Source organism: Streptomyces sp. NPDC043176, from assembly GCF_056436715.1.
Genome location: NZ_JBWKCA010000003.1, coordinates 399,506 through 419,190 on the forward strand (window position 1 = coordinate 399,506; position 19,685 = coordinate 419,190).

Annotated in this window: 17 protein-coding genes; 8 read left to right on the forward strand and 9 right to left on the reverse strand. The window is 73.3% G+C overall.

What is annotated here, in order from left to right; translation table 11 throughout:
• Position 1: 1 nt before the first annotated feature.
• Positions 2-1,138 carry an acyl-CoA dehydrogenase family protein gene (locus AC067A_RS06865; protein WP_478615496.1) on the reverse strand — a complete coding sequence of 379 codons (1,137 nt, stop codon included), beginning with the start codon at positions 1,136-1,138 and terminating at the stop codon, positions 2-4.
• Complete coding sequence (locus AC067A_RS06870) at positions 1,138-2,340, reverse strand: amidohydrolase family protein (RefSeq protein ID WP_478615498.1); 1,203 nt, start codon at positions 2,338-2,340, stop codon at positions 1,138-1,140. The genes AC067A_RS06865 and AC067A_RS06870 overlap by 1 nt, the downstream gene beginning before the upstream one ends.
• Before the next feature lie 158 nt (positions 2,341-2,498).
• Here AC067A_RS06870 and AC067A_RS06875 point away from each other — a divergent pair, with 158 nt between their 5' ends.
• Entirely contained in the window at positions 2,499-4,010 is a 1,512-nt protein-coding gene (locus AC067A_RS06875; protein ID WP_478615500.1) for a class I adenylate-forming enzyme family protein, read from the forward strand.
• Here the strand turns inward: AC067A_RS06875 and AC067A_RS06880 are convergent.
• Positions 3,979-4,470 carry an STAS domain-containing protein gene (locus AC067A_RS06880; RefSeq protein WP_478615502.1) on the reverse strand — a complete coding sequence of 164 codons (492 nt, stop codon included), beginning with the start codon at positions 4,468-4,470 and terminating at the stop codon, positions 3,979-3,981. The two genes, AC067A_RS06875 and AC067A_RS06880, sit on opposite strands and share 32 nt — an antisense overlap.
• Before the next feature lie 180 nt (positions 4,471-4,650).
• On the opposite strand from AC067A_RS06880, the gene AC067A_RS06885 reads away from it, so the two are divergent.
• Positions 4,651-5,232 carry a sigma-70 family RNA polymerase sigma factor gene (locus tag AC067A_RS06885; protein ID WP_017239409.1) on the forward strand — a complete coding sequence of 194 codons (582 nt, stop codon included), beginning with the start codon at positions 4,651-4,653 and terminating at the stop codon, positions 5,230-5,232.
• Positions 5,229-6,485 carry a maleylpyruvate isomerase N-terminal domain-containing protein gene (locus AC067A_RS06890; protein WP_478615506.1) on the forward strand — a complete coding sequence of 419 codons (1,257 nt, stop codon included), beginning with the start codon at positions 5,229-5,231 and terminating at the stop codon, positions 6,483-6,485. Before AC067A_RS06885 ends, AC067A_RS06890 begins: the two co-directional genes overlap by 4 nt.
• Before the next feature lie 69 nt (positions 6,486-6,554).
• Here AC067A_RS06890 and purU read toward each other — a convergent pair whose 3' ends face one another.
• Both purU and AC067A_RS06900 read right to left on the reverse strand, forming a co-directional pair.
• Positions 6,555-7,406 carry a formyltetrahydrofolate deformylase gene (purU, locus tag AC067A_RS06895; protein ID WP_478615508.1) on the reverse strand — a complete coding sequence of 284 codons (852 nt, stop codon included), beginning with the start codon at positions 7,404-7,406 and terminating at the stop codon, positions 6,555-6,557.
• 126 nt (positions 7,407-7,532) lie between these two features.
• Positions 7,533-7,976, reverse strand: coding sequence for an SCO4402 family protein (locus AC067A_RS06900; protein ID WP_478615655.1), 444 nt, complete (start codon positions 7,974-7,976; stop codon positions 7,533-7,535).
• A 203-nt stretch (positions 7,977-8,179) separates the two neighbouring features.
• On the opposite strand from AC067A_RS06900, the gene AC067A_RS06905 reads away from it, so the two are divergent.
• Positions 8,180-9,487 carry an ABC transporter substrate-binding protein gene (locus tag AC067A_RS06905; RefSeq protein ID WP_478615511.1) on the forward strand — a complete coding sequence of 436 codons (1,308 nt, stop codon included), beginning with the start codon at positions 8,180-8,182 and terminating at the stop codon, positions 9,485-9,487.
• A 35-nt stretch (positions 9,488-9,522) separates the two neighbouring features.
• On the opposite strand, the gene AC067A_RS06910 is transcribed toward AC067A_RS06905, so the two are convergent.
• Positions 9,523-10,998, reverse strand: a complete 1,476-nt coding sequence (locus tag AC067A_RS06910) for a hypothetical protein (protein WP_478615513.1) — start codon at positions 10,996-10,998, stop codon at positions 9,523-9,525.
• A 177-nt stretch (positions 10,999-11,175) separates the two neighbouring features.
• Positions 11,176-12,558, reverse strand: a complete 1,383-nt coding sequence (locus tag AC067A_RS06915) for a transcriptional regulator (protein ID WP_478615515.1) — start codon at positions 12,556-12,558, stop codon at positions 11,176-11,178.
• Positions 12,559-12,826: 268 nt separating this feature from the next.
• Between AC067A_RS06915 and AC067A_RS06920 the strand changes: the two genes are divergently transcribed.
• The 3 genes from AC067A_RS06920 to AC067A_RS06930 all read left to right on the forward strand — a co-directional run bounded on the left by AC067A_RS06920 (position 12,827) and on the right by AC067A_RS06930 (position 16,078).
• Entirely contained in the window at positions 12,827-13,513 is a 687-nt protein-coding gene (locus tag AC067A_RS06920) for a bifunctional DNA primase/polymerase (RefSeq protein ID WP_033211431.1), read from the forward strand.
• A 76-nt stretch (positions 13,514-13,589) separates the two neighbouring features.
• Positions 13,590-14,453, forward strand: a complete 864-nt coding sequence (locus AC067A_RS06925; protein ID WP_478615519.1) for an ABC transporter ATP-binding protein — start codon at positions 13,590-13,592, stop codon at positions 14,451-14,453.
• The gene (locus AC067A_RS06930; RefSeq protein WP_478615522.1) at positions 14,450-16,078 is read left to right on the forward strand and encodes a transporter; all 1,629 of its coding nucleotides are present in this window, start codon (positions 14,450-14,452) and stop codon (positions 16,076-16,078) included. Before AC067A_RS06925 ends, AC067A_RS06930 begins: the two co-directional genes overlap by 4 nt.
• 654 nt (positions 16,079-16,732) lie before the next feature.
• Here AC067A_RS06930 and AC067A_RS06935 read toward each other — a convergent pair.
• Complete coding sequence (locus AC067A_RS06935; protein WP_478615525.1) at positions 16,733-17,614, reverse strand: aminoglycoside phosphotransferase family protein; 882 nt, start codon at positions 17,612-17,614, stop codon at positions 16,733-16,735.
• 192 nt (positions 17,615-17,806) lie between these two features.
• Positions 17,807-17,962: a hypothetical protein gene (locus AC067A_RS06940; RefSeq protein ID WP_478615528.1), complete on the reverse strand. Its 156-nt coding sequence runs from the start codon at positions 17,960-17,962 to the stop codon at positions 17,807-17,809.
• A gap of 648 nt (positions 17,963-18,610) precedes the next feature.
• Here AC067A_RS06940 and AC067A_RS06945 point away from each other — a divergent pair.
• Positions 18,611-19,189: a GNAT family N-acetyltransferase gene (locus AC067A_RS06945; protein ID WP_478615531.1), complete on the forward strand. Its 579-nt coding sequence runs from the start codon at positions 18,611-18,613 to the stop codon at positions 19,187-19,189.
• The last annotated feature ends 496 nt before the right edge of the window (positions 19,190-19,685 follow it).

Consider the following 19,685-nt stretch of genomic DNA (forward strand, 5'->3'; position numbering starts at 1 on the left):
GTCACCGGCCCTTCGGCAGGCCGAGGATGCGCTCGGCGACGATGTTGCGCTGGATCTGCGAGGTGCCGGCGGCGATCGTGTACGAGAGGGACGACAGCCGGTCGAGGGTCCAGGCGCGGTCGAGGTCGAGCGCGTCGGGGCCGAGGACGGTGGCGGCGGCCTCGTACAGCTCCTGGCGGGCGTGCGAGTAGTGGAGCTTGAAGACGGAGCCGCCGGCGCCGGGGACGCCGCCGGTCGCCTGGGCCTCGCTGACGTTGGCCTGGGTGAGCCGCCAGAGTGCCCGGAACTCGGCGGCCAGCCTGCCGAGCCGCCGGCGGAGGACGGCGTCGTCCCAGGTGCCGTTCTTCCGGGCCGTGCGGGCGAGTTCGCCGAGGAGGCGGCGGCAGGCGACGACCTCGCCGACGAAGGCGGTGCCGCGTTCGAAGGAGAGGGTGACCATGGTGACGCGCCAGCCGTCGTTCTCGTCCCCCACCCGGTTCTCGACGGGTATCCGGACCTCGTCGAGGAAGACCTCGGCGAACTCGGTGGAGCCCGCCAGGGTGCGCAGCGGCCGTACGGTGACGCCCGGCGCGTCCATCGGCATGGCGAGCCAGCTGATGCCCCGGTGCTTCGAGGGCGCGTCGGGGTCCGTGCGGACGAGGAGTTCGCACCAGTCGGCGACCTCGGCGTGGGAGGTCCAGATCTTCTGGCCGGTGACGACGTACTCGTCGCCGTCGCGGACGGCCCGGGTGCGCAGGGAGGCGAGGTCGGAGCCGGCGTCGGGTTCGCTGAAGCCCTGGCACCAGACGTGGTCGCCGCGCAGGATCGGCGGCAGCCAGCGTTCGCGCTGCCCGGCGTCGCCCTCGGCGGCGATGGTGGGTCCGGCGTGGAGGAGGCCGACGAAGTTGGCGCCGACGTAGGGCGCGCCGGCGAGTTCGGTCTCCTCCAGGAAGATGAGCCGCTGCGTGGGGGAGGCGTCCCAGTGGACGTCGGCGTATCCGGCGTCGTGCAGCCGGCGCTGCCATCCGCAGTCGTACGCGCGCCGGGCCGGCCAGTCGAGCGGGTCGGGTCTCGGCGGGAGCGCGGGCAGGGTGGCGGTGAGCCACTCCCGCAGCCGGGCGCGGAACTCCTCCTCCTCGTCGGTGCAGGTGAGGTCCATCAGACGGGGCCCCGGTCGAGGTCGAGGCCGAGCATGCGGATGGCGTTGCCTCGCATGAGCTTGTAGACCGTCTCGTCGTCGAGGCCCTGGACGTGGTCGAGGGCGACCTCCTTGGTGTGCGGGAAGGTCGAGTCGACGTGCGGGTAGTCGGTCTCGAAGGTGGCGTTGTCCCGGCCGACGACGTCCAGCGAGGCGATGCCGTGCTTGTCGCGGAAGAAGCAGCAGAAGATCTGCCGGTAGTAGTACGTGGACGGCGGCTCGGGGATCAGGTCGCGGACGCCGCCCCAGGCGCGGTGCTCCTCCCAGACGTCGTCGGCGCGTTCGAGGGCGTACGGGATCCAGCCCATCTGGCCCTCGCTGTAGGCGAGCTTGAGCCGGGGGAACTTCACGAGGACGCCGCTGAAGAGGAAGTCCATCATCGAGGCCATGGCGTTGTTGAAGCTGAGGGAGGCCTGGACGGCGGGCGGGGCGTCGGGGGACGCGGCGGGCATCTGACTGCTGGAGCCGATGTGCATGTTGACCACCGTGCCGGTCTCCTGGCAGACGGCGAAGAAGGGGTCCCAGTAACCGGAGTGGATGGAGGGGAGTCCGAGGTGGGTGGGGATCTCGGAGAAGGTGACGGCCCTGACGCCCCGGGCGGCGTTGCGCCGGATCTCGGCCACGGCGAGGTCGATGTCCCAGAGGGGGATGATGCAGAGCGGGATGAGCCGGCCGCCGCTGTCCCCGCACCACTCCTCGACCATCCAGTCGTTGTAGGCGCGGACGCAGGCGAGGGCGACCTCCTTGTCGTGCGCCTCGGCGAAGGTCTGGCCGCAGAAGCGGGGGAAGGTGGGGAAGCAGAGGGAGGCCTCGACGTGGTTGAGGTCCATGTCCGCGAGGCGGGCGGCCGGGTCCCAGCAGCCGCGTCGCATCTCCTCCCTGGTGATGCCCTCCAGGGTCATGTCGTCGCGGTCGAAGCCGACGGCGGCGATGTTGCGCTTGTACGGGAACTTGAGGTCCTCGTAGATCCACCAGTCGGTGGGCGGGCCTTCGGGGTCCATCGTGATCTGGTACTTGCCGGCGACGTAGGCGAGCTCGCCGATGCCGGCGGTGAGGGGCCGGGGGCCCCGGTCGCGGTACTTCTTCGGGAGCCAGGTCTCGAAGAGGTGGGCCGGCTCGATCACGTGGTCGTCGACGCTGATGATGCGGGGCAGTTCCGTCATGGAGCCTCTCCCGGATTGGGCGGACCGCTCCCGGTCCGTTTCTGATGACCCGTCAGATCTGACGGGATCAGGCTAGCCCCGCACCCCTGGACCGACAAGCGCCGGGCCTCTACGCTCACCGCACCATCTGACGGAACGTCAGCCATGAGGAGTACGGGATGAACGAGACCGCACACGCCCTGGGCGAGTCCCGCACGCTCTGGGAGCTCGTCGAACGCCGGGCCGAGCTCACTCCCGACCGGCCCGTCCTGCTCCAGGGCGACCGCGTGCTCACCTTCGGCGGCCTGCGGGACCGGGCCGAGCGGTGCGCCGCCGGGCTGTACGGCAACGGCGTGCGCGCCGGGACGGTCGTCGCCTGGCAGCTGCCCACCCGCATCGAGACGGCGGTGCTCACCTTCGCGCTCGCCCGCATCGGAGCCGTACAGACACCGGTGATCCCGTTCCACCGGGACAGGGAGGTCGGCTTCGCACTGCGCCGGTCACGGGCCGAGCACTTCGCCGTCCCCGGCGTCTGGCGCGGATTCGACCACACGGAGATGGCACGGCGGCTCGGCGCGCACGGCGTCTTCGAGGCCTACGAGGACCTGCCCGACGGCGACCCCGCCGTCCTGCCCCCGCCGCCCGCCTCCGGCACCGACGTCCGCTGGATCTACTGGACCTCCGGCACCACCTCCGACCCCAAGGGCGTGCTGCACACCGACCGCTCGCTCCTCGCCGGCGGCTCCTGCCTCGCGCACGCGCTGGAGCCGACCGCCGAGGACGTCGGCTCCATGGCCTTCCCGTACGCGCACATCGGCGGGCCCGACTACACGGTGATGCTCCTCCTGTACGGGTTCCCCGCCGTGATGTTCGAACAGTTCGCGCTGCCCGACGCCCTGGACGAGTACAACCGGCACGGCGTGACCATGGCCGGCGGCTCCACCGCCTTCTACTCGATGTTCCTCGCCGAACAGCGCAAGCAGCCCGACAAGCCCGTCATCCCCACCCTGCGGCTCCTCGCGGGCGGCGGCGCGCCCAAACCGCCGGAGATCTACCACGCCGTGCGCGGCGAACTGGGCTGCCAGCTCACCCACGGGTACGGCATGACCGAGGTCCCCATGATCACCATGGGCGCGCCCGACGACACCGTCGAGAACCTCGCCACGACCGAGGGCCGGCCGCCGGCCGGCATGGAGATCCGCATCACCGACGGCGGGGAGGTCCGCCTCCGGGGCGAGGCCGTCTGCCAGGGCTACCTGGACCCGGCCCAGACGGCCGCCGCCTTCGACGAGGACGGATTCCTGCTCACCGGGGACGTCGGGCACCTGACCCCGACCGGCCACCTCGTCCTCACCGGCCGCATCAAGGACATCATCATCCGGAAGGGAGAGAACATATCGGCCAAGGAGATCGAGGACCTCCTCCACCGCCACCCGGACGTCGGCGACGCGGCCGTCATCGGCCTCCCCGACGCCGAGCGCGGCGAACGCGTCTGCGCCGTCGTCGAACAGCCCCCGGGCGCCGCCCCGCTGACCCTGCCCGCCGTCACGGCCTTCCTGCGGGAGGCGGGCCTCTCCGTCCACAAGCTGCCCGAGCAGCTGGAACTGATGGACGCGCTTCCCCGCAACGAGACCCTGCGGAAGGTGCTCAAGTACCGGCTCAGGGAACTGTTCGGGCCGGCGGGCCGGTGAGCGCCCCCGGCACGTCCTCGTACACCTCGAAGAGGCGCCGGACGCCGAGCGCGGACAACACCCGCTCGACGTGATCGCCCACGAGACCGCCCGCCTCCCCGGCGCTCGCGGCGGTCCGGGGGTTCGGGAAGGTCCCGGCGCTCCGGGGGTTCGGGACGGTCCCGGCGGTCCCGGCGCTTCCGGTGGCCCCCAGGGCTCCGGTGGCCTCGCCGGGAAGGATCAGGCGCAGGCGGCCGCCGCAGGAGCGGAGGAGGCGGCGGGCGGCGATCAGGACGCCGACGCCGCTGGAGTCGCAGAACCGCACGCCCGACAGATCGACCACCAGGTCGTGCCGGCCGCCCGCGACGGCGTCGTGGACGCTGCGGCGTATCCGGGGGGAGGTGACCAGGTCCAGTTCTCCCCGCACCCGCAGGACCGTCCAGGAGCCGTACTCGTCCTCGTCGACCTCGATCGCTGTCACGCACGCCGCCTGCCCCGTCGGCCAGGGCCGAAACCCGTCGCGCCGGGGATGACGCGTTCCTTACCATCCACACCCGCGTCAAGGGCGCACTTGCGGCAAACAGGCGTACGCCGTCGGTGCGGCGCACTACGTTGGGAAGGGAAAGGGCGGAACCGGGAAGCGGGAGGGGCGGAGGGTCGGATGGCGATGGACACACCACCGCGCTGGGACCGCAAGATGCAGCAGCGGCTCGCGCGCGGCGAGGCCGCCGCCCTCGGCGAGCTCTACGACCGGTTCGCCGCCCTGGTGCACAGCCTCGCCCACCGCGTCCTCGACGACGACGCGGCCGCCGACCAGGTCACCCGCGAGGTCTTCGGCTACATCTGGGAGAACCCCGACGCCTACGACCCCAAGCAGGGCAACATGCGCTCCTGGGTCGCCCGGCTGACCCAGCGGCAGGCCGTCCACCGGCTCCGGCAGGCCGAGGCGACGGCGTACGCGGAGACCGGCCTGGGCTCCGCCGAGGAACTGGAACAGAAGGTGCGCCGCGCCTCCGTCGCCGCCCGCGCCGACTACATCGTCACCTCCATGCCCGCCCCGCTGCGGGCCGCCCTCGAACTCGCCTACTTCCAGCGGCGCGACTACCGCCAGACCGCCGCCGACCTCGGCGTCACCGACGACGAGGCCCGCCGCCGCCTGCGCCTCGGCCTCCAGCTCCTCTCCACCGCCAACACCCGCCCCCTCGGCGGCTCGTCGCCGCCCGGCTACGGACCCGCCCTGTGAGCGCACCCCACGGCGACCCCGACGACCTCGCCCGCACACCCTGGATACCGGGCCCGCGCCAGGCCGCCGACGACCACGCGGACCTGGAGGCGGCGCCGGGGACCGAGACCGGCCACTCCGGACACGCAACCGACGCCGAAGCCGAGGTGCCCGTACTCACCCACGGCGTCCTCAAGTCCCTGCTCGGGGCGTGGGCGCTCTCGGCGTGCTCCAGCGGGGAGACGAAGGCCGTCGAGGACCACCTCACCGCCTGCGCGCCCTGCGCCGACGAGGCCCTCCGGCTGCGCGACGCCGTCGCGCTGCTGCACGAGGACCGAGACCTCGACCTCGACCCGCTGCTCCGCTCCCGGGTCCTGGAGAACTGCCTGGGCCGCCGCCCCGCCCGCATCCCCGTCCCGGAGTGGGTCACCCCGTACGACGCCGAGACCGCCCGGCTCGACGCGCTCCTGCGCGACATCGGCGAATCCGAGTGGCACGCGCCGGTACGGCTCAAGTGGTACGAGGAGGACCGCGTCGTCCGCCGCAAGGCCACCGTCGCCGGCGTCATCGGCCACCTCCTGGCGGTCGACGGCCTGGTGTCGGCCGCGCTGGGCCTGACGGACCCGCTCGGCACCGGCGTGCCCGAGCTGTCGCCGGCCGAACGGACCGAGGCGTTCTGGGCGGGGCTCGACCGGCCGCCCAACCGGGCCCTGCGCGACCCGTGGCGGGAACAGAGCCACACCCTGATCCGCACCGTCTCCTTCGCCGGGCGCGGTGTCGCCGACCTCACCGTCACCTACAAGGACTTCGCCCTGCCGCTCCGCGACTCGCTCCTCGAGCGGGCCTTCGAGTGCTGGGTCCACGCCGACGACATCGCCAACGCGGTCGCCTACCCGTACGCCCCGCCCAGCGGCGCCCACCTCCACGGCATGATCGACCTCGCGGCCCGCCTGCTCCCCGCGGCCCTCGCCGCCCGCCGTCGCACCGGCCTCGCCTCACCCGCCCGCCACCTCGTCGCCGCGGGGACGCCCGGACGCTCCCTCCACCTCGAGGTCGAGGGCGCGGGCGGGGGCCACTGGTACATCCCCCTCGACTCCCCCGCCGCGGTCGGCACCCCCGAGCAGTCCGTCGCCCAGGTCGCCATGGACGGCGTCGAATTCTGTCAACTCGTCGCCGGCCACATCTCCCCGGAGGAAGCCGCGGCCGGTCAGGACGGCGACCGCGAGGCCATCCGCGACGTCCTCTCCGCCGCCGCCTCCCTCAGCCGCCTCTGACCCCCACCTCGCGGCCCGCGGCCCGCGCGTTATGGGCCCTCGTTCCGCCGGGGCAGGGCCCGCAGGGGGTCAGGTGAAGACGACGGTGCGGCGGCCGTTGGGGAGGATGCGGCGCTCGGCGTGCCATTTGACGGCACGGGCAAGGGCCTGGCACTCCACATCGCGGCCGATGGCGACCAGCTGGTCGGGGGTGGCCTCGTGGCCGACCCGCTCGACCTCCTGCTCGATGATCGGGCCTTCGTCGAGGTCGGCGGTGACGTAGTGCGCGGTGGCACCGATGAGCTTGACGCCCCGGGCGTGGGCCTGGTGGTACGGCTTGGCGCCCTTGAAGCTGGGGAGGAAGGAGTGGTGGATGTTGATGATCCGGCCGGACAGCTGCTTGCAGAGGTCGTCGGAGAGGACCTGCATGTAGCGGGCGAGGACGACGAGCTCGACGTCCTGTTCGCGGACGAGTTCGAGGAGCTCGGCCTCGGCGGCGGCCTTGGTGTCCTTGGTGACGGGGATGTGCCGGAAGGGCAGCCCGTAGGACGCGACGAGTTCGGCGAAGTCGGTGTGGTTGGAGACGACGGCGACGATCTCGACGGGCAGGGCGCCGATCCGGGAGCGGAACAGCAGGTCGTTCAGGCAGTGCCCGAACTTGGAGACCATGAGGACGACCCGCATGGGCTGGTCGGCACGGTTGATCTGCCAGTCCATCCCGTAGGCGTCGCCGACCGCCGCGAAGCTCGCCCGCAGTTTGTCCACGTCCACCGGCGCCTCGGCGGAGAAGTGGACCCGCATGAAGAAGAGACCCGTGTCGCGGTCTCCGAACTGCTGGCTGTCCTCGATGTTGCAGCCGGTGATGAAGAGGTAGCTCGACACGGCGTGCACGATGCCCTGCTTGTCGGGGCACGAGAGGGTGAGGACGTACTGATCGGTCATCCCGGCAGCCTGCCACACCCGGGTGCGCCGGGTGAGCCCGTGTCCGTCTGGCGGAACGTTTCGTGGACGGTTCGCGAGCGCCGCCCGGGCGGTGCGCGAGCCTCCCGCGAGCCGGGCGGCGGCGGGTCAGGACCGGGTCATGATGCGGAGCACGTCGAGGCTGCGCGGGGGCGCGTCGGGGTCTTCGCCGTCGGCCTGTGCCATCCGTACGTGTGCCTCGCGGGCGGCGCGTACGGCTTCGGGCCAGCCGGGGTGTTCGAGGTAGGCGGAGACGGGGGCGTCGGGTCCGACCTGGTGCATGATCCGCAGGACGCGGAGGACGGCGACGTCGACGAGGGCGGCCTCGCCGGTGTCCCGGAAGACGGCACCGACGTACTTCTCGGCGGACCAGTTGTCGAGCCAGGTGTCCTCGACCAGGCGGTAGACGGCGTCGGTGACGTCGCCGTACCCGTCGAGGCCGGCCAGCCAGGTCGTCTCGTGGAACCCGGGGTCGGAGAGCATGTGCAGCGCCGAGCGCACGTTGATGCGCCAGCGCCACCAGGGCATGTCGTTGAGCGGCATGTCGCCCATGGTGGAGGAGCGACGGCCGCGACGGGAAGAGTTAACCGAACCGGAGACTGGACTGGACACGTTTCGATCGTACGTTCCCTTGCGAAATAAGCGGAGTCGCCCCCTCCCCATACGGGCTCCGCCCCCGTAATTCACCTTTACGTCACCCACCGTTGAACCCCGCTCACTCCCGCGTTACCCGTGGGGCGGAAATGTGCATGCCCATGACCGGTAGGCGACTGACCTCACTCCTCGCGTACGTCACGACCGCGGCGACCGGAGCGTCGCTGCTCACCGGGTGCGGCGTGCTCCCTGGAGCCACGGGGGGCTCCAGGGAGCCCGTCACCGTGATGACCTGGGCTCCCGACCAGACCCGAGCGACGAACATGCCCGGAATGCCCGCCATGGCGCAGGCCTACGCACGGTGGGTCAACTCCCAGGGCGGCCTCGACGGCCACGAACTGCGCGTCATCACGTGCAACGAACAGAACACCTCCGCCGGCGCCGCCGACTGCGCCCGCCAGGCCGTCCGCGAGAACGCGGTCGCCGTCGTCGGCTCGTACAGCCAGAACGGCCGGGCCTTCATGGCTCCGCTGGAGGCCGCCGGCATCCCGTACATCGGCGGCTACGGCATCTCGGAGGACGAGTTCACCAGCCCGCTCTCGTACCCCGTCAACGGCGGGCAGGCCTCCCTCATCGCCGGGCACGGCATGCAGCTCGCCGCGTCGTGCCGCAAGGTCTCCCTCGTCCGACCCGACACCATCGCCGGGGACAAGCTCCCCGGGCTCCTCAACTCCGGCCTCCGCAAGGCCAGTCACCGCAGCGCCGTCGACATCCCGGCCCTGGAGGACGCGGCCGAGTACTCCCAGCAGGCCGACCGGGCCCGCACCAAGGCCGGCCGCGAGGACGGCTGCGTCACCGCCGTGCTCGGCGAGCGCACCCAGACCTTCTTCGACTCCTTCCGGCGCCTCCCGGCCGGCGGGGCCGGCGAGGACGCGAAGGGCGCGAAGGGCTCCCAGGACGGCCAGGACGCCCAGGAGACCTCCGTCCGCATCTCCTCGGTCCTCGGCAGCGTCGGCCAGCCGGTGATCGACCGCACCGGCGGCGCCCACAGCCCCTTCGAGGGCGCGTACGTCACCGGCTGGTACCCGGAGGCGGCCGACAAGAGCTGGGCGCCGATGCGCAAGGTCATCCAGGAGCACGCGTTCGCCGACAACCGGGTCGACCCGGCCGACGCCGGCGTCCAGACCACCTGGATCGCGTACACCGTCCTCAAGGAGGTCGTCGAAGGCCTCGACCAGGACACCATCACGGCCGCGAAGATCAGCCACGCCCTCGACCGGGGCGCGCGCATCGACACCGGCGGCCTCACGCCCACCCTGCGCTGGAAGTACGAGGACCTGCTCGGCGCCCCCGGCTTCCCCCGGATCGTCAACCACGAGGTGACGTTCCAGGTGGTCCGCCAGGGGCGGCTCGTCGCACAGAAGCCCGGCTTCGTCGACGTCGGCGAGACCGTCCTCAGCGCCCCCTGACCACCTGGCGGGCCCCTGCCTCCTCCAGCTGCCCCCTACAGCTGGGAGTAGGTCCGCTTCTCCAGTCCGTACTTCGCGGCGGTCGGGTTCCACAGCCCGGCCGCCTTCTTCTTCGCGGTGGTGGCCTCGCCGCTCTTCGCGTTCGCCGCGACCAGCTGGTCGGTCGAGCGGGCCTTGCCGCCCTTGCAGGCCTTCTTGCCCTTCATCTGGTCGGCCCAGGCCGCGTAGTGGTCGTCGGCGGACGCCGAGGCCTGCCAGGCCTTGGTGAGCGCGGCCGTCAGGGCCGCGTTGTCCGGGAGCTGGTCGACGGACAGCGACTGGAGCTTGGTCACCAGGCCGCGGCGCTGCTCGGCGGCGCCCCGCAGGTCGGTGGCCGCCTTGTCGAGGTTCTTGCACTGCTTGATGGACTCGACCGAGCTGATCACGGTGTCGCGGCTGCTGCTGCTGGTCGCGAGCAGACTGCTCAGCTCCTGCGCCTGCGCCTCCGCCGGGTCGGCCGGCTTCTCCGAGGGCGTCGCCCCGGTGGAGGGCGCGGCGGAGCTCGCCGCGACGTTCTGGCCGCCCGCCTTGGGGTCCTTCTCCTCGTCCCCGCCGCTGAGCAGCGCCCCGGCGCCGAGGCCGACGACCGCGCAGCCGATGACGACGGCGGCGATCAGCGCGACCGGCGACTTGCGGCGCGGCTCGGGCTCGTCGTCGTAGTAGGCGTCCTGGTACCCGTACTGCTGCTGCGGGGGCTGCGGCGGCTGGTAGCCCTGCTGCGGAGCCTGCGGGTGCTGCTGGTAGGCGGGCGGGGCCGGCTGCTGGAAGCCCTGGGTCGGCTGCGGGGCCCTGGGCGACTGCGGAGCCTGCGGCGCCTCGGTGCGGAAGAGGCTGTCGAACTCCGCGGGAGGCTGGCGCTCACCGGGCACCTGCCCCGGCACGGGGGCGATGTACTGGGTCGCGTCCGACGCGCCCGCGCCCCCGGCGCCCTGCCCGGGTCCGGCGCCCTGTCCCGGGCCCTGCTGCGGAAGCGGGCCCGTGCCGAGGAACTGGGTCGCGGCGCCCCCGCCCTGCTGCGGCGGCACCGGGGCGATGAACTGCGTGGCCTGCATGTCCCCGCCGGCCGCGGCCGGCGGGGGGTACCCGTACCCGGGCTGCGGCGCCTGCACCGGCGGCATCGCGCCCGGGACCGGCGCGATGTGCTGGGTCGCCTGCATGTCGGCGCCCGCCGGGGCGCCCGGCTGCGGGTAGCCGTACCCGTGCTGCGGCTGCCCCTGCTGCGGGAAGGACCGGGGAGCCTGGGACGCCTGCTGCGGGGGCACCGGCGACAGGTACTGCGTCGACTGCATGTCGGCGGCGCCCGGCGCCGCCTCCGGGGGCAGCGGCTGCGCGGGCGGCAGCGGCTGCCCGCCCGGCGAGGCGCCGGCGGGACCCCAGGTGCCGTCCCACGGCTGCGCTCCCCCACGGGCACCGTCGTGCGCGGGGGGCACCGCCGGGTACTGCGGCTCCGGACCCTGTCCGTTCTGCGTCACCGGGACTCCTACTGATAAACCTATGGAATCGTCGGCTCACGCTACCGGGTGCGCCCGGGCCTCCGCACACACGTGTGAGGCCGGTTACACAACCTTCGTACGCCACGACGGCATCCGCTCCGGACGTCCACCGCCGGACGGGCCCCGGGGGTGTCGTGCCGATCGGGCCGGACGGCCCTACGCCGCCGCGAGGTCCATCCGCGCCCCGAACTCCCGTACCGCCGCCTCCCCCGCGTACGGCTGCAGGCGCTCCCTGAGGTCCTCCAGGTACTCCGCGCCGCGCGACGACCGCAGCGTGCCGAGCAGTTCGAGGGCGCGGGTCCCCGTGCGGCAGGCCTGCTCCACCTCGCGCTGCTGGACCTGCGCCGACGCGAGGAGCGCGAGGCCGATCGCCCGCCGTCGCGCCCGCGTCTCCGGGTGCCCGGCGATCGACTCCCGCGCCGCCCGCGCCGCCGCGTCCGCCTGCCCCAGGTCCCGATGGCAGTGGGCCAGTTCGTCCGCCAGGTAGGCGTGGTCGAAGTGGGCGATCCACGCCGGGTCGTCGTCCGCCTCCGGATCGGCCTGCTCCAGGGCCCGTACGGCACGGCCCGCCGCCGCGTCGAAGGCGGCGGCGTCCCCGAGCAGGGCGTGGCCGCGCGCCTCGGCCGCGAGGAACATCGCCTCGGCCCGCGGCGGCACCTTCCCGCGCGCCCCCTCCTGCGCGGCCCGCGCCAACTGGGCGATCTCCCGCGGGTTCCCGAGCTGCGCGGCGAGGTGGCTCATCGACGCGGCCAGCACGTATCCGCCGTAGCCCCGGTCGCCGGCCGCCTGCGCCAGGCGCAGCGCCTGGATGTAGTACCGCTGGGCCAGGCCCGGTTCGCCCGTGTCCACCGCCATGTACCCGGCGAGCTCGGTCAGTCGCGCGACCGCGGCGAAGAGCTGCCGGCCGACCGCCTCCCGGTACGAGCCGGACAGCATCCCCGACACGACGCTGTTGAGGTAGTGCACCACCACCGGGCGCACGTGCCCGCTGCCGAACCGGCGGTCGAGGTCCACGAGCGCGCTCGTCATCTCCCGCACCGCCGCGACGTCCGCGACCCCGACGCGGGCCCCCGCGAGCCGGGCCACGTGCGGGTCCGGGACGGTGATCAGCCAGTCCCTGCTGGGCTCGACGAGCGCGGAGGCCGCCACCGCCGACCCCGACAGGAAGTCCCGGCGCCCCACGTCGCTGCGCCACAGCTCGCAGACCTGCTCGATCGCCCCGGGCACGGTGGGCGCGAACTGGAGGCCCACGCCCGCGGCCAGGTTGCGGCCGTTGGCCATGCCGACCTCGTCGATCGTGACCGTGCGCCCCAGCTTGCGGCCCAGTGCCTCCGCGATGATGCCGGGGGCCCGGCCGCGCGGCTGCTGCCCGCGCAGCCAGCGCGCCACCGACGTCTTGTCGTACCGCAGGTCGAGGCCGCGCTCCGCGCCGACCATGTTCACCCTGCGGGCGAGGCCGGCGTTGGAGCAGGCCGCCTCCTGAATGAGCGCCTGGAGCCGTTCGTTGAGCTGACGCGGAACGAGTGGTCTGGCTGCCATGAGTACCCCCTGAGGCCGTGCGGTGATCACCGGAGAAGTGATCACTGCCCGGTGGATATCCGGTCAATGCCGATGTGAACACGCGAAACCGGACACGTCGGCCGCGCGAATGAAGCCACCCGCCGCCGGCGCCCCCACCTCTGCGTACCCACCCCCGCTCCCCGGCCCTCCGCGCGCCCCCGCAAGTGCACCCATGCGCCCCGCGTGCAGGATCGATGCGTCAACACCCCGTCCGCCGCGCCCGTAACCCCAGGTGGCGGGGGAAGTTGTGCTGACCGTGGAAGAGACCATCGGAGTCACGGAAGCCGCACAGATCCCCCAGCAGCGAGGCGAGCAGCTGCTGGACAGCGCCGTGCGGTACGCGGAAGAGCGGCACTGGGACGTGTTCCCCGGGACCTGGCTTGAGGCCGTCGAGGGCAGGGAGCGCTGCTCCTGCGGCGCGGAGGCGTGCGCCGTCCCCGGCGCCCACGCCGTCAAGCCCGACTGGTCGACCCAGGCCACCGGGAGCGGGGTCGGGGCGCGGCGCATGTGGTCGAAGACGCCGAAGGCGTCGATCCTGCTGCCGACCGGCCGGACCTTCGACGCGATCGAGGTGGCCGAGTCCGCCGGGTTCCTCGCGCTGGCCCGCATGGAGCGCATGGAGCTGACGCTCGGCCCCGTGACCTGCACCCCGGACCGCCGGATGTTCTTCTTCGTGCTGCCGGGCGCCGCCGCCAAGGTGCCGGACCTCGTCCGCAAGCTGGGCTGGACGCCGACCGCCATCGACCTCGTCACGCGCGGCGAGGGCTACTACGTGGCGGCCCCGCCGACCCGGATCGGCGGCTGCGGCGCGGTGCAGTGGGCGCGCCGCCCCACGCCCGCGAACCGATGGCTGCCGGACGCGGAGGAGTTGATCAGCGCCCTCGCGTACGCGTGTGGCCGGGAAGCGGCGGAGGCGAGGAGCCGCACCTCGTGACCCCGGGGGCCGGTCGGCGTCGCCCGTAGGGTGTTCCCCGTAAGTGTTACGGGGACAACCGAAGGGTTGACGGACCATGCCTGACCAGGCATTTGACGGAGCGTTCGACAAGACGGGTGCCACCGCGGGCACCGCATCGGGTGCCGGTGCGGTGCCCGCGGTGCGTATCGAGGGGCTCTGGAAGCGTTTCGGACAGCAGATCGCGGTGAACGGGATCGACCTCGTGCTGCCCGCGGGGAAGTTCATCGGGATCGTCGGGCCCAACGGGGCGGGCAAGACCACCACGCTCTCCATGATCACCGGCCTGCTCCGGCCCGACCACGGCCGCATCGAGGTCGCCGGGCACGACGTCTGGGCCGACCCGGAGTCGGTCGCCGAGGTCAAGGCGCGCATCGGCATCCTCCCGGAGGGCCTGCGGATGTTCGAGCGGCTCTCCGGCCGCGAACTCCTCGCGTACAGCGGCCGGCTGCGGGGACTGCCGGGCGCCGAGGTCGACAAGCGGGCCACGCAGCTCCTCGACGTGCTCGACCTGACCGGCTCGCAGAACAAGCTGGTCGTCGACTACTCGACCGGCATGCGGAAGAAGATCGGCCTCGCCGCCGCGCTCCTCCACAACCCGGAGGTCCTCTTCCTCGACGAGCCCTTCGAGGGCGTCGACCCGGTCTCCGCGCAGACCATCCGCGGCGTCCTGGAGCGGTACACCTCCTCCGGCGCGACCGTCGTCTTCTCCAGCCACGTCATGGAACTCGTCGAGTCCCTCTGCGACTGGGTCGCCGTCATGGCCGCCGGCCGCATCCGCGCCCAGGGGCCGCTGGCCGAGGTGCGCGGCTCGGCCCCCTCCCTCCAGGCCGCCTTCCTCGAACTCGTCGGCGCGAACGGCCGGGCCGCGGCCGGGGACTCCCTGGACTGGCTGGGCGGGGCGAAGGGGTCCGAGGGATGAGCGCCGTCACCACCTCGACCGCTCCCGTACCCTCGCTGACCTCGGTCTTCGTACGGCTCAAGCTGTCGCTGCTGCGCAACGGGCTGCGCCAGTCGGGCGGCCGGACCGCCGCGTACATCTCCACGATCGTCTTCGGTGCCGTCCTCGCCGCGGGCATAGTGCTGGCCTTCGTCCTGATGCGGGGCAACGCGGACGCCGACTCCGTCGCGATCCTCGTCACCGGGGTGCTCGCGCTGTCCTGGACGGTGATGCCGCTGTTCATCCCGAGCGGCGACGAGACCCTCGACCCGTCGCGGCTCGTGATGCTGCCGCTGCGCCCCCGACCGCTGGTCAGGGCGCTGCTCGTGGCCTCCCTCGTGGGCATCGGCCCGGCCCTCACCTTCGTCCTGGTCCTCGGCGCGGCCCTGTCCGTCGCGCACGGAGCGGCCGGCACCGTCGTCACCGTCCTCGCCGTCCCGCTCTCGGCGGTCACCTGCGTGGCCCTGTCCCGGGCCGTGGCCGCCGCGAACGTCCGGCTGCTCACCTCCCGCAGGGGACGGGACCTCGCGCTGCTCAGCGGCCTGGTCATCGCGGTCGGCATGCAGTTCGTGAACTTCGGCGCCCAGCGCCTCGGCCAGGCCGGCGGCCTGGAGTCGCTCGAACCGGCGACGGCCGTCGTCGGCTGGCTGCCGCCGGCCGCCGCGATCGGCGCGGTGGACGCGGCGAGCAACGGCGACCACGCCGTCGCGGCCGCCCGGTTGCTGCTCACGGCGGCCGCGCTCGCCGCGCTCGTGTACTGGTGGCAGCGGAGCCTCGTACAGCTGATGGTCGAGCCCGACGGCTCCACCATCGGCGCGGCCTCCGACGCCGGCACCCGCGACAAGTCCGACGGCGCGGGGCGGCTCGGCCGGCTCCTGCCGGGCGGCCGCACCGGCGCGGTCATGGACCGCAGCCTGCGTTACATCGGACGCGACCCGAAGACGAAGGCGGCCTGGGTCACCTCGCTCGCCATCGGCCTGATCGTCCCGCTCTTCAACGCCTTCCAGGGGACGGGCTCGATCTACTTCGCCTGCTTCGCCTCCGGCATGCTCGGCATGCTCATGTACAACCAGTTCGGCCAGGACGGCTCGGGCTTCTGGATGGTCGCCCAGACCATCTCGACGACCGCCGACGCGTACGCCGAACTCCGCGCGCGTGCCCTCGCCATGCTCGCCATCACCCTGCCGTACACCGCCGTCGTCACGGCGGTCACCGCCGGCATCCTCGGCGACTGGTCCCGGCTCCCGGAGGCCCTCGGCCTCGCGCTCGCCCTGCTCGGCGCGATGGTCGGCACCGGCGCCGTCACCTCGGCGAGCTTCCCGTACTCGATCCCCCAGGACAGCGGCTACAAGAACGTCGCCCCCGGCCAGGGCGCCCTGGCCTGGATGTCCATCCTGGGCGGCATGCTCACCGGCGGCCTCCTCTGCGCCCCGCTCATCGGCGCCACCGTCTACCTCCACGTCTCCGACCACCACTCCCTCCTCTGGCTCCTCCTCCCCGCCGGCGCCCTCTACGGCTGGCTCCTCGTCCTCGCGGGCCTCAAACTGGCGGCCCCCCGCACGGCGAAGCGCCTCCCGGAGATCCTGGCGGCGGTCAGCAAGGGCTAGGACCGATCCCCAACCGGCCCGTGCCCGTACGGTCTACAGCCAGGGCGGGCTGTAGACCGTGCGAACCACTGCCTGTGCGGACTACAGCCCGTACGAACCACTGCCTGTGCGGTCTACAGCCAGTGCGGACTGCTGCCCGTACGCCGATGGCCCGCTCGTCGTTCGAGCGGGCCATCGGTGTGTGCCCAGGCCCGGATCGACCGGGCGGCGGTGGTCAGTGGCCGCCCAGGCCCGGGAGGCAGGTGTCGTCGGGGGTGCCGGCCGGTGACCTCGGCCGTGGTTCTCCTGGTACTTCAGGTTGGGGTCCTGCGAGATGCACGGCGTACCCGGCGGGAGCCTCGGCTCCTGCGGGCTCGGGCAGTACCGCATGCCGTCGCGCGGATCGTCGGCGACGGCGACGGCGTAACCCCCGGCGAGCACGGCGAGGGCGACGAACGGGAACGAACCGAGGACGGTGCTACGGGAACGTTGACGGCGCATGCCCTCATCCTGTGGGACTCCCCGAACCCCCGGACGACGCACGGCAGATGCGACCGAGCCGTGGCCGCGGGCGCGGGGTCGGCGTGGGCGCTGGCCTTGGTACTGGTCTCGGTCTCGGTCTCGCTTCCGGTGTCCGTCCCGGTCCCGGGGGCGGTCTCCTGGGTGTCGGGCGGACTACGCGTCCGCCAGTACGCGCGCGAGTGCCGCCCTGCCCGCCGGGCCCCAGGTGGGTTTGCCGCCCGGCCGGCCCTCGTCGCCGGCGTGCCCGATGGCGATGAGTCCGGCCGCGCGGAGCAGGGCCCAGCCGCGGGCGCGGCGGACCGTCGGACCGTCGGCCCGCCCGTACGCCTCGAAGAAGCGGCGGGCCGAGGCGTCGGGGAGGAGGAGCCAGGCGGCGGAGAGGTCCGTGGCCGGGTCGCCGCCGCAGAGTTCGCCGAAGTCGAGGACACCGGAGAGCGTGCCGTCCGTGACGACGACGTTCGCGGGGTGCAGGTCCCCGTGCAGCCACAGCGGCGGCCCCTGCCACGCCTCGGCCGCGAGGGCGTCCTCCCACACTCGCCGTACGGCCGCCGGGTCGGCGCACGCGCCCAGAACCGGCGACGCCTGCTCGAACCATCCCTCGTAGGCGGCCAACGGACCGCCCCGATCCGGGTTGACGGGAGCGTCCTCGGGCGCCGCACGGTGGAGAGCCCGCAGGAAGCCCGCCAGCGCCTCGGCCGCGTGGCCGCCCCTGGTCACGGGAGTGACGTCGCTCGGCGCGCCCGGGACCCAGCGGGCCACCGTCCAGAACCGGGGGAAACGGTCCGACGGCTCCCCCCTGCGGACGGGAACGGGCGCGGGCAGCGGAAGCAGCGGCGCCAGGGCCGGCAGCCAGCGGTACTCCTTGCGCAGCAGCTCCGGCGCCCTCTCGGTACGGGGCATCCGTACGGCCAACTCGTCGCCGACCCTCCACAGTTGGTTGTCCCAACCGCCCGGCACCTCCCGGATGGACAGCTCCGCGAGGTCCGGGTGCTGCTCCTGGAGCAGTGCGCGGATCAGACCTTCGTCGAACTCCATGGCGTCCCCCTCGGCTTCGTCCTCGACTTCGCCCTCGACTTCGCCCTCGTCATTCGACCTCGTCCCCGTTCCCCGTGCCCGTGCTCGCCCTCGTGCTCGTGCCCGTGCTCGTGCTCGCCCTCGTGCCCGTGCTCGCCCTCGTGCCCGTGCTCGCCCTCGTGCTCGTGCTCGTGCTCGTCTGTGCGGCTGTCTTCAGTCACGGCCCAGCGCGCGCCGGAGCTTGCCCTTGGGCGGGGGTTCGGCGACGGGAGTCTCGTGCTCGTACTCCAGCTGCGCGAGGGAGACGCGGACGTGGGTCCGGAACGTGAGGGCGCTCTTCGTGTCGGCCGACCAGGTGGAGCGGCCCACCTCCACGAGCCAGCACGTCTCGGACGTCCTGAAGACCCGTCGACCGAACGCGTCCGGGTCAGAGGCCCGATACCCGGAAGGGCTACAGCTGCGGGCCCGTTCACCGGCCCGCGCGACGGCGTCGTCCCGATCGCCTTCGACCCGGACCGTATCGACCAGCTCCCAGCGCGCATCTCCCCCGGCGGACGTCTCCACGAGGATCCACCAGGCCCCGCCGCCGCTCATCCCTGCCCCCGTTCGGCAGCGCGCCCGCGCCGTTTCTCGGAAAATGCGATCACGTCGGCAACCGTCGCAGGTTCGGCCGGCCAGGACAACCGGCCCCTGCCGCGCCGCCCGAACGGCCGCCCGGCATCGAGACCTTGGGGCGACGACAGGAACGACACCGGCGCGACGACACCGGCGCCGGACTGACGGAAATGCCTTGCGAGGCGCCGAGGGGAGAAGGATGCTCCCGGCATGGACACCCCGCAGCTCCAGCCGCAGCCTCCGCTCCCGCCACAGCCCTTGCCGCGGTCCTCGCCACGGTCCGTGCCGGAGTCCGTCGCGCGATCCGTGCCGGAGTCCTCGCCTCGGTCCGTGCCGCCGCCCACGGCGGGGTCCGTGGCGGAGTCCGTGCCTCCGTCCGTGGCGGAGTCCGCGGCGGAGTCCGTGCCTCAGGTGCGTATCGAGCTGGACGGCGGGCTGACGCTGCGGGCGTTCGAGGGCGAGGCGGACCTGCCGGAGTTCTTCCGGGTGGTCGAGGAGTCCCTGGAACACCTGCGGCCCTGGATGCCGTGGGTCTCCGAACACAGCTCGGCCAGGACCACCGCCTTCCTGGCGGGCCGGGCGAAGCTCTGGTCGAGCGGCGAGGAGTACAGCTACGCGATCGAGCTCGACGGGGCCATCGTCGGTACCTGCGGCCTCCACCGGCACGACGAGAACACCCCGGACGACACCCTGGAGATCGGCTACTGGCTGCACCCCGCCGCGACCGGCCGCGGCATCGCCACCCGCGCGGCGCGCGCCCTCGTCGAACAGGCCCTCCGGATCCCGGGGATCGTCGCCCTCGAGATCGTCCACGACGCGGCGAACCTTCCCAGTGCGGCCGTACCCACGCGGCTCGGGTTCACGCCCCACCTCCGGCGGGCACACGTCCCCACGGCGCCCGCCGAAACCGGCGACGACCAGGTCTGGCGCCTCCCCCTCCCCACCCGGCCCTCCGGCACGACCGCGCCCACGCCCTCCTGACCCCTGGGGCGGAGCCCGCCACCGTGTGCGGCCGCGCCCTGCCACCGTGTGCGGCCGCGCCCGCCATCCTGTGGGCCCGCGCCGCCGCCGTGTGCGCCTGCGCCCGCCACGGTGTGGGCCCCGCCCGCCCTCCTGTGCGGCCACACCCGCCACCGTGTGCGGCCCGCGTCCGCCGCGCTGTGCGCCCGCGCCGCCGCCGTGTGGGCCTGCGCCCGCCGCCGTGTGGGCTCGTGCACGCCGCCGTGTGGGCCTTCGCCCCCCCGCTGTGGGGGCCTTCGCCCGCTGCCGTGTGAGCCCGCGCCCGCGGGGTGGGTCCGCACCCGCCTGGGCTGCCGCCCGCTGTCGTGTGGGCCTTCGCCCGCTGCCGTGTGGGCAATCGTCCCGCTGGGCGGGACGGGTGGGCACACGGGACGGCGCCCCTTGGCGGCGCCTCCGGCCCCTGTGCCTGGACCCGCACCCACAGTCCGGTGCGCACCGGGTGCGGGTACAGGCCCGG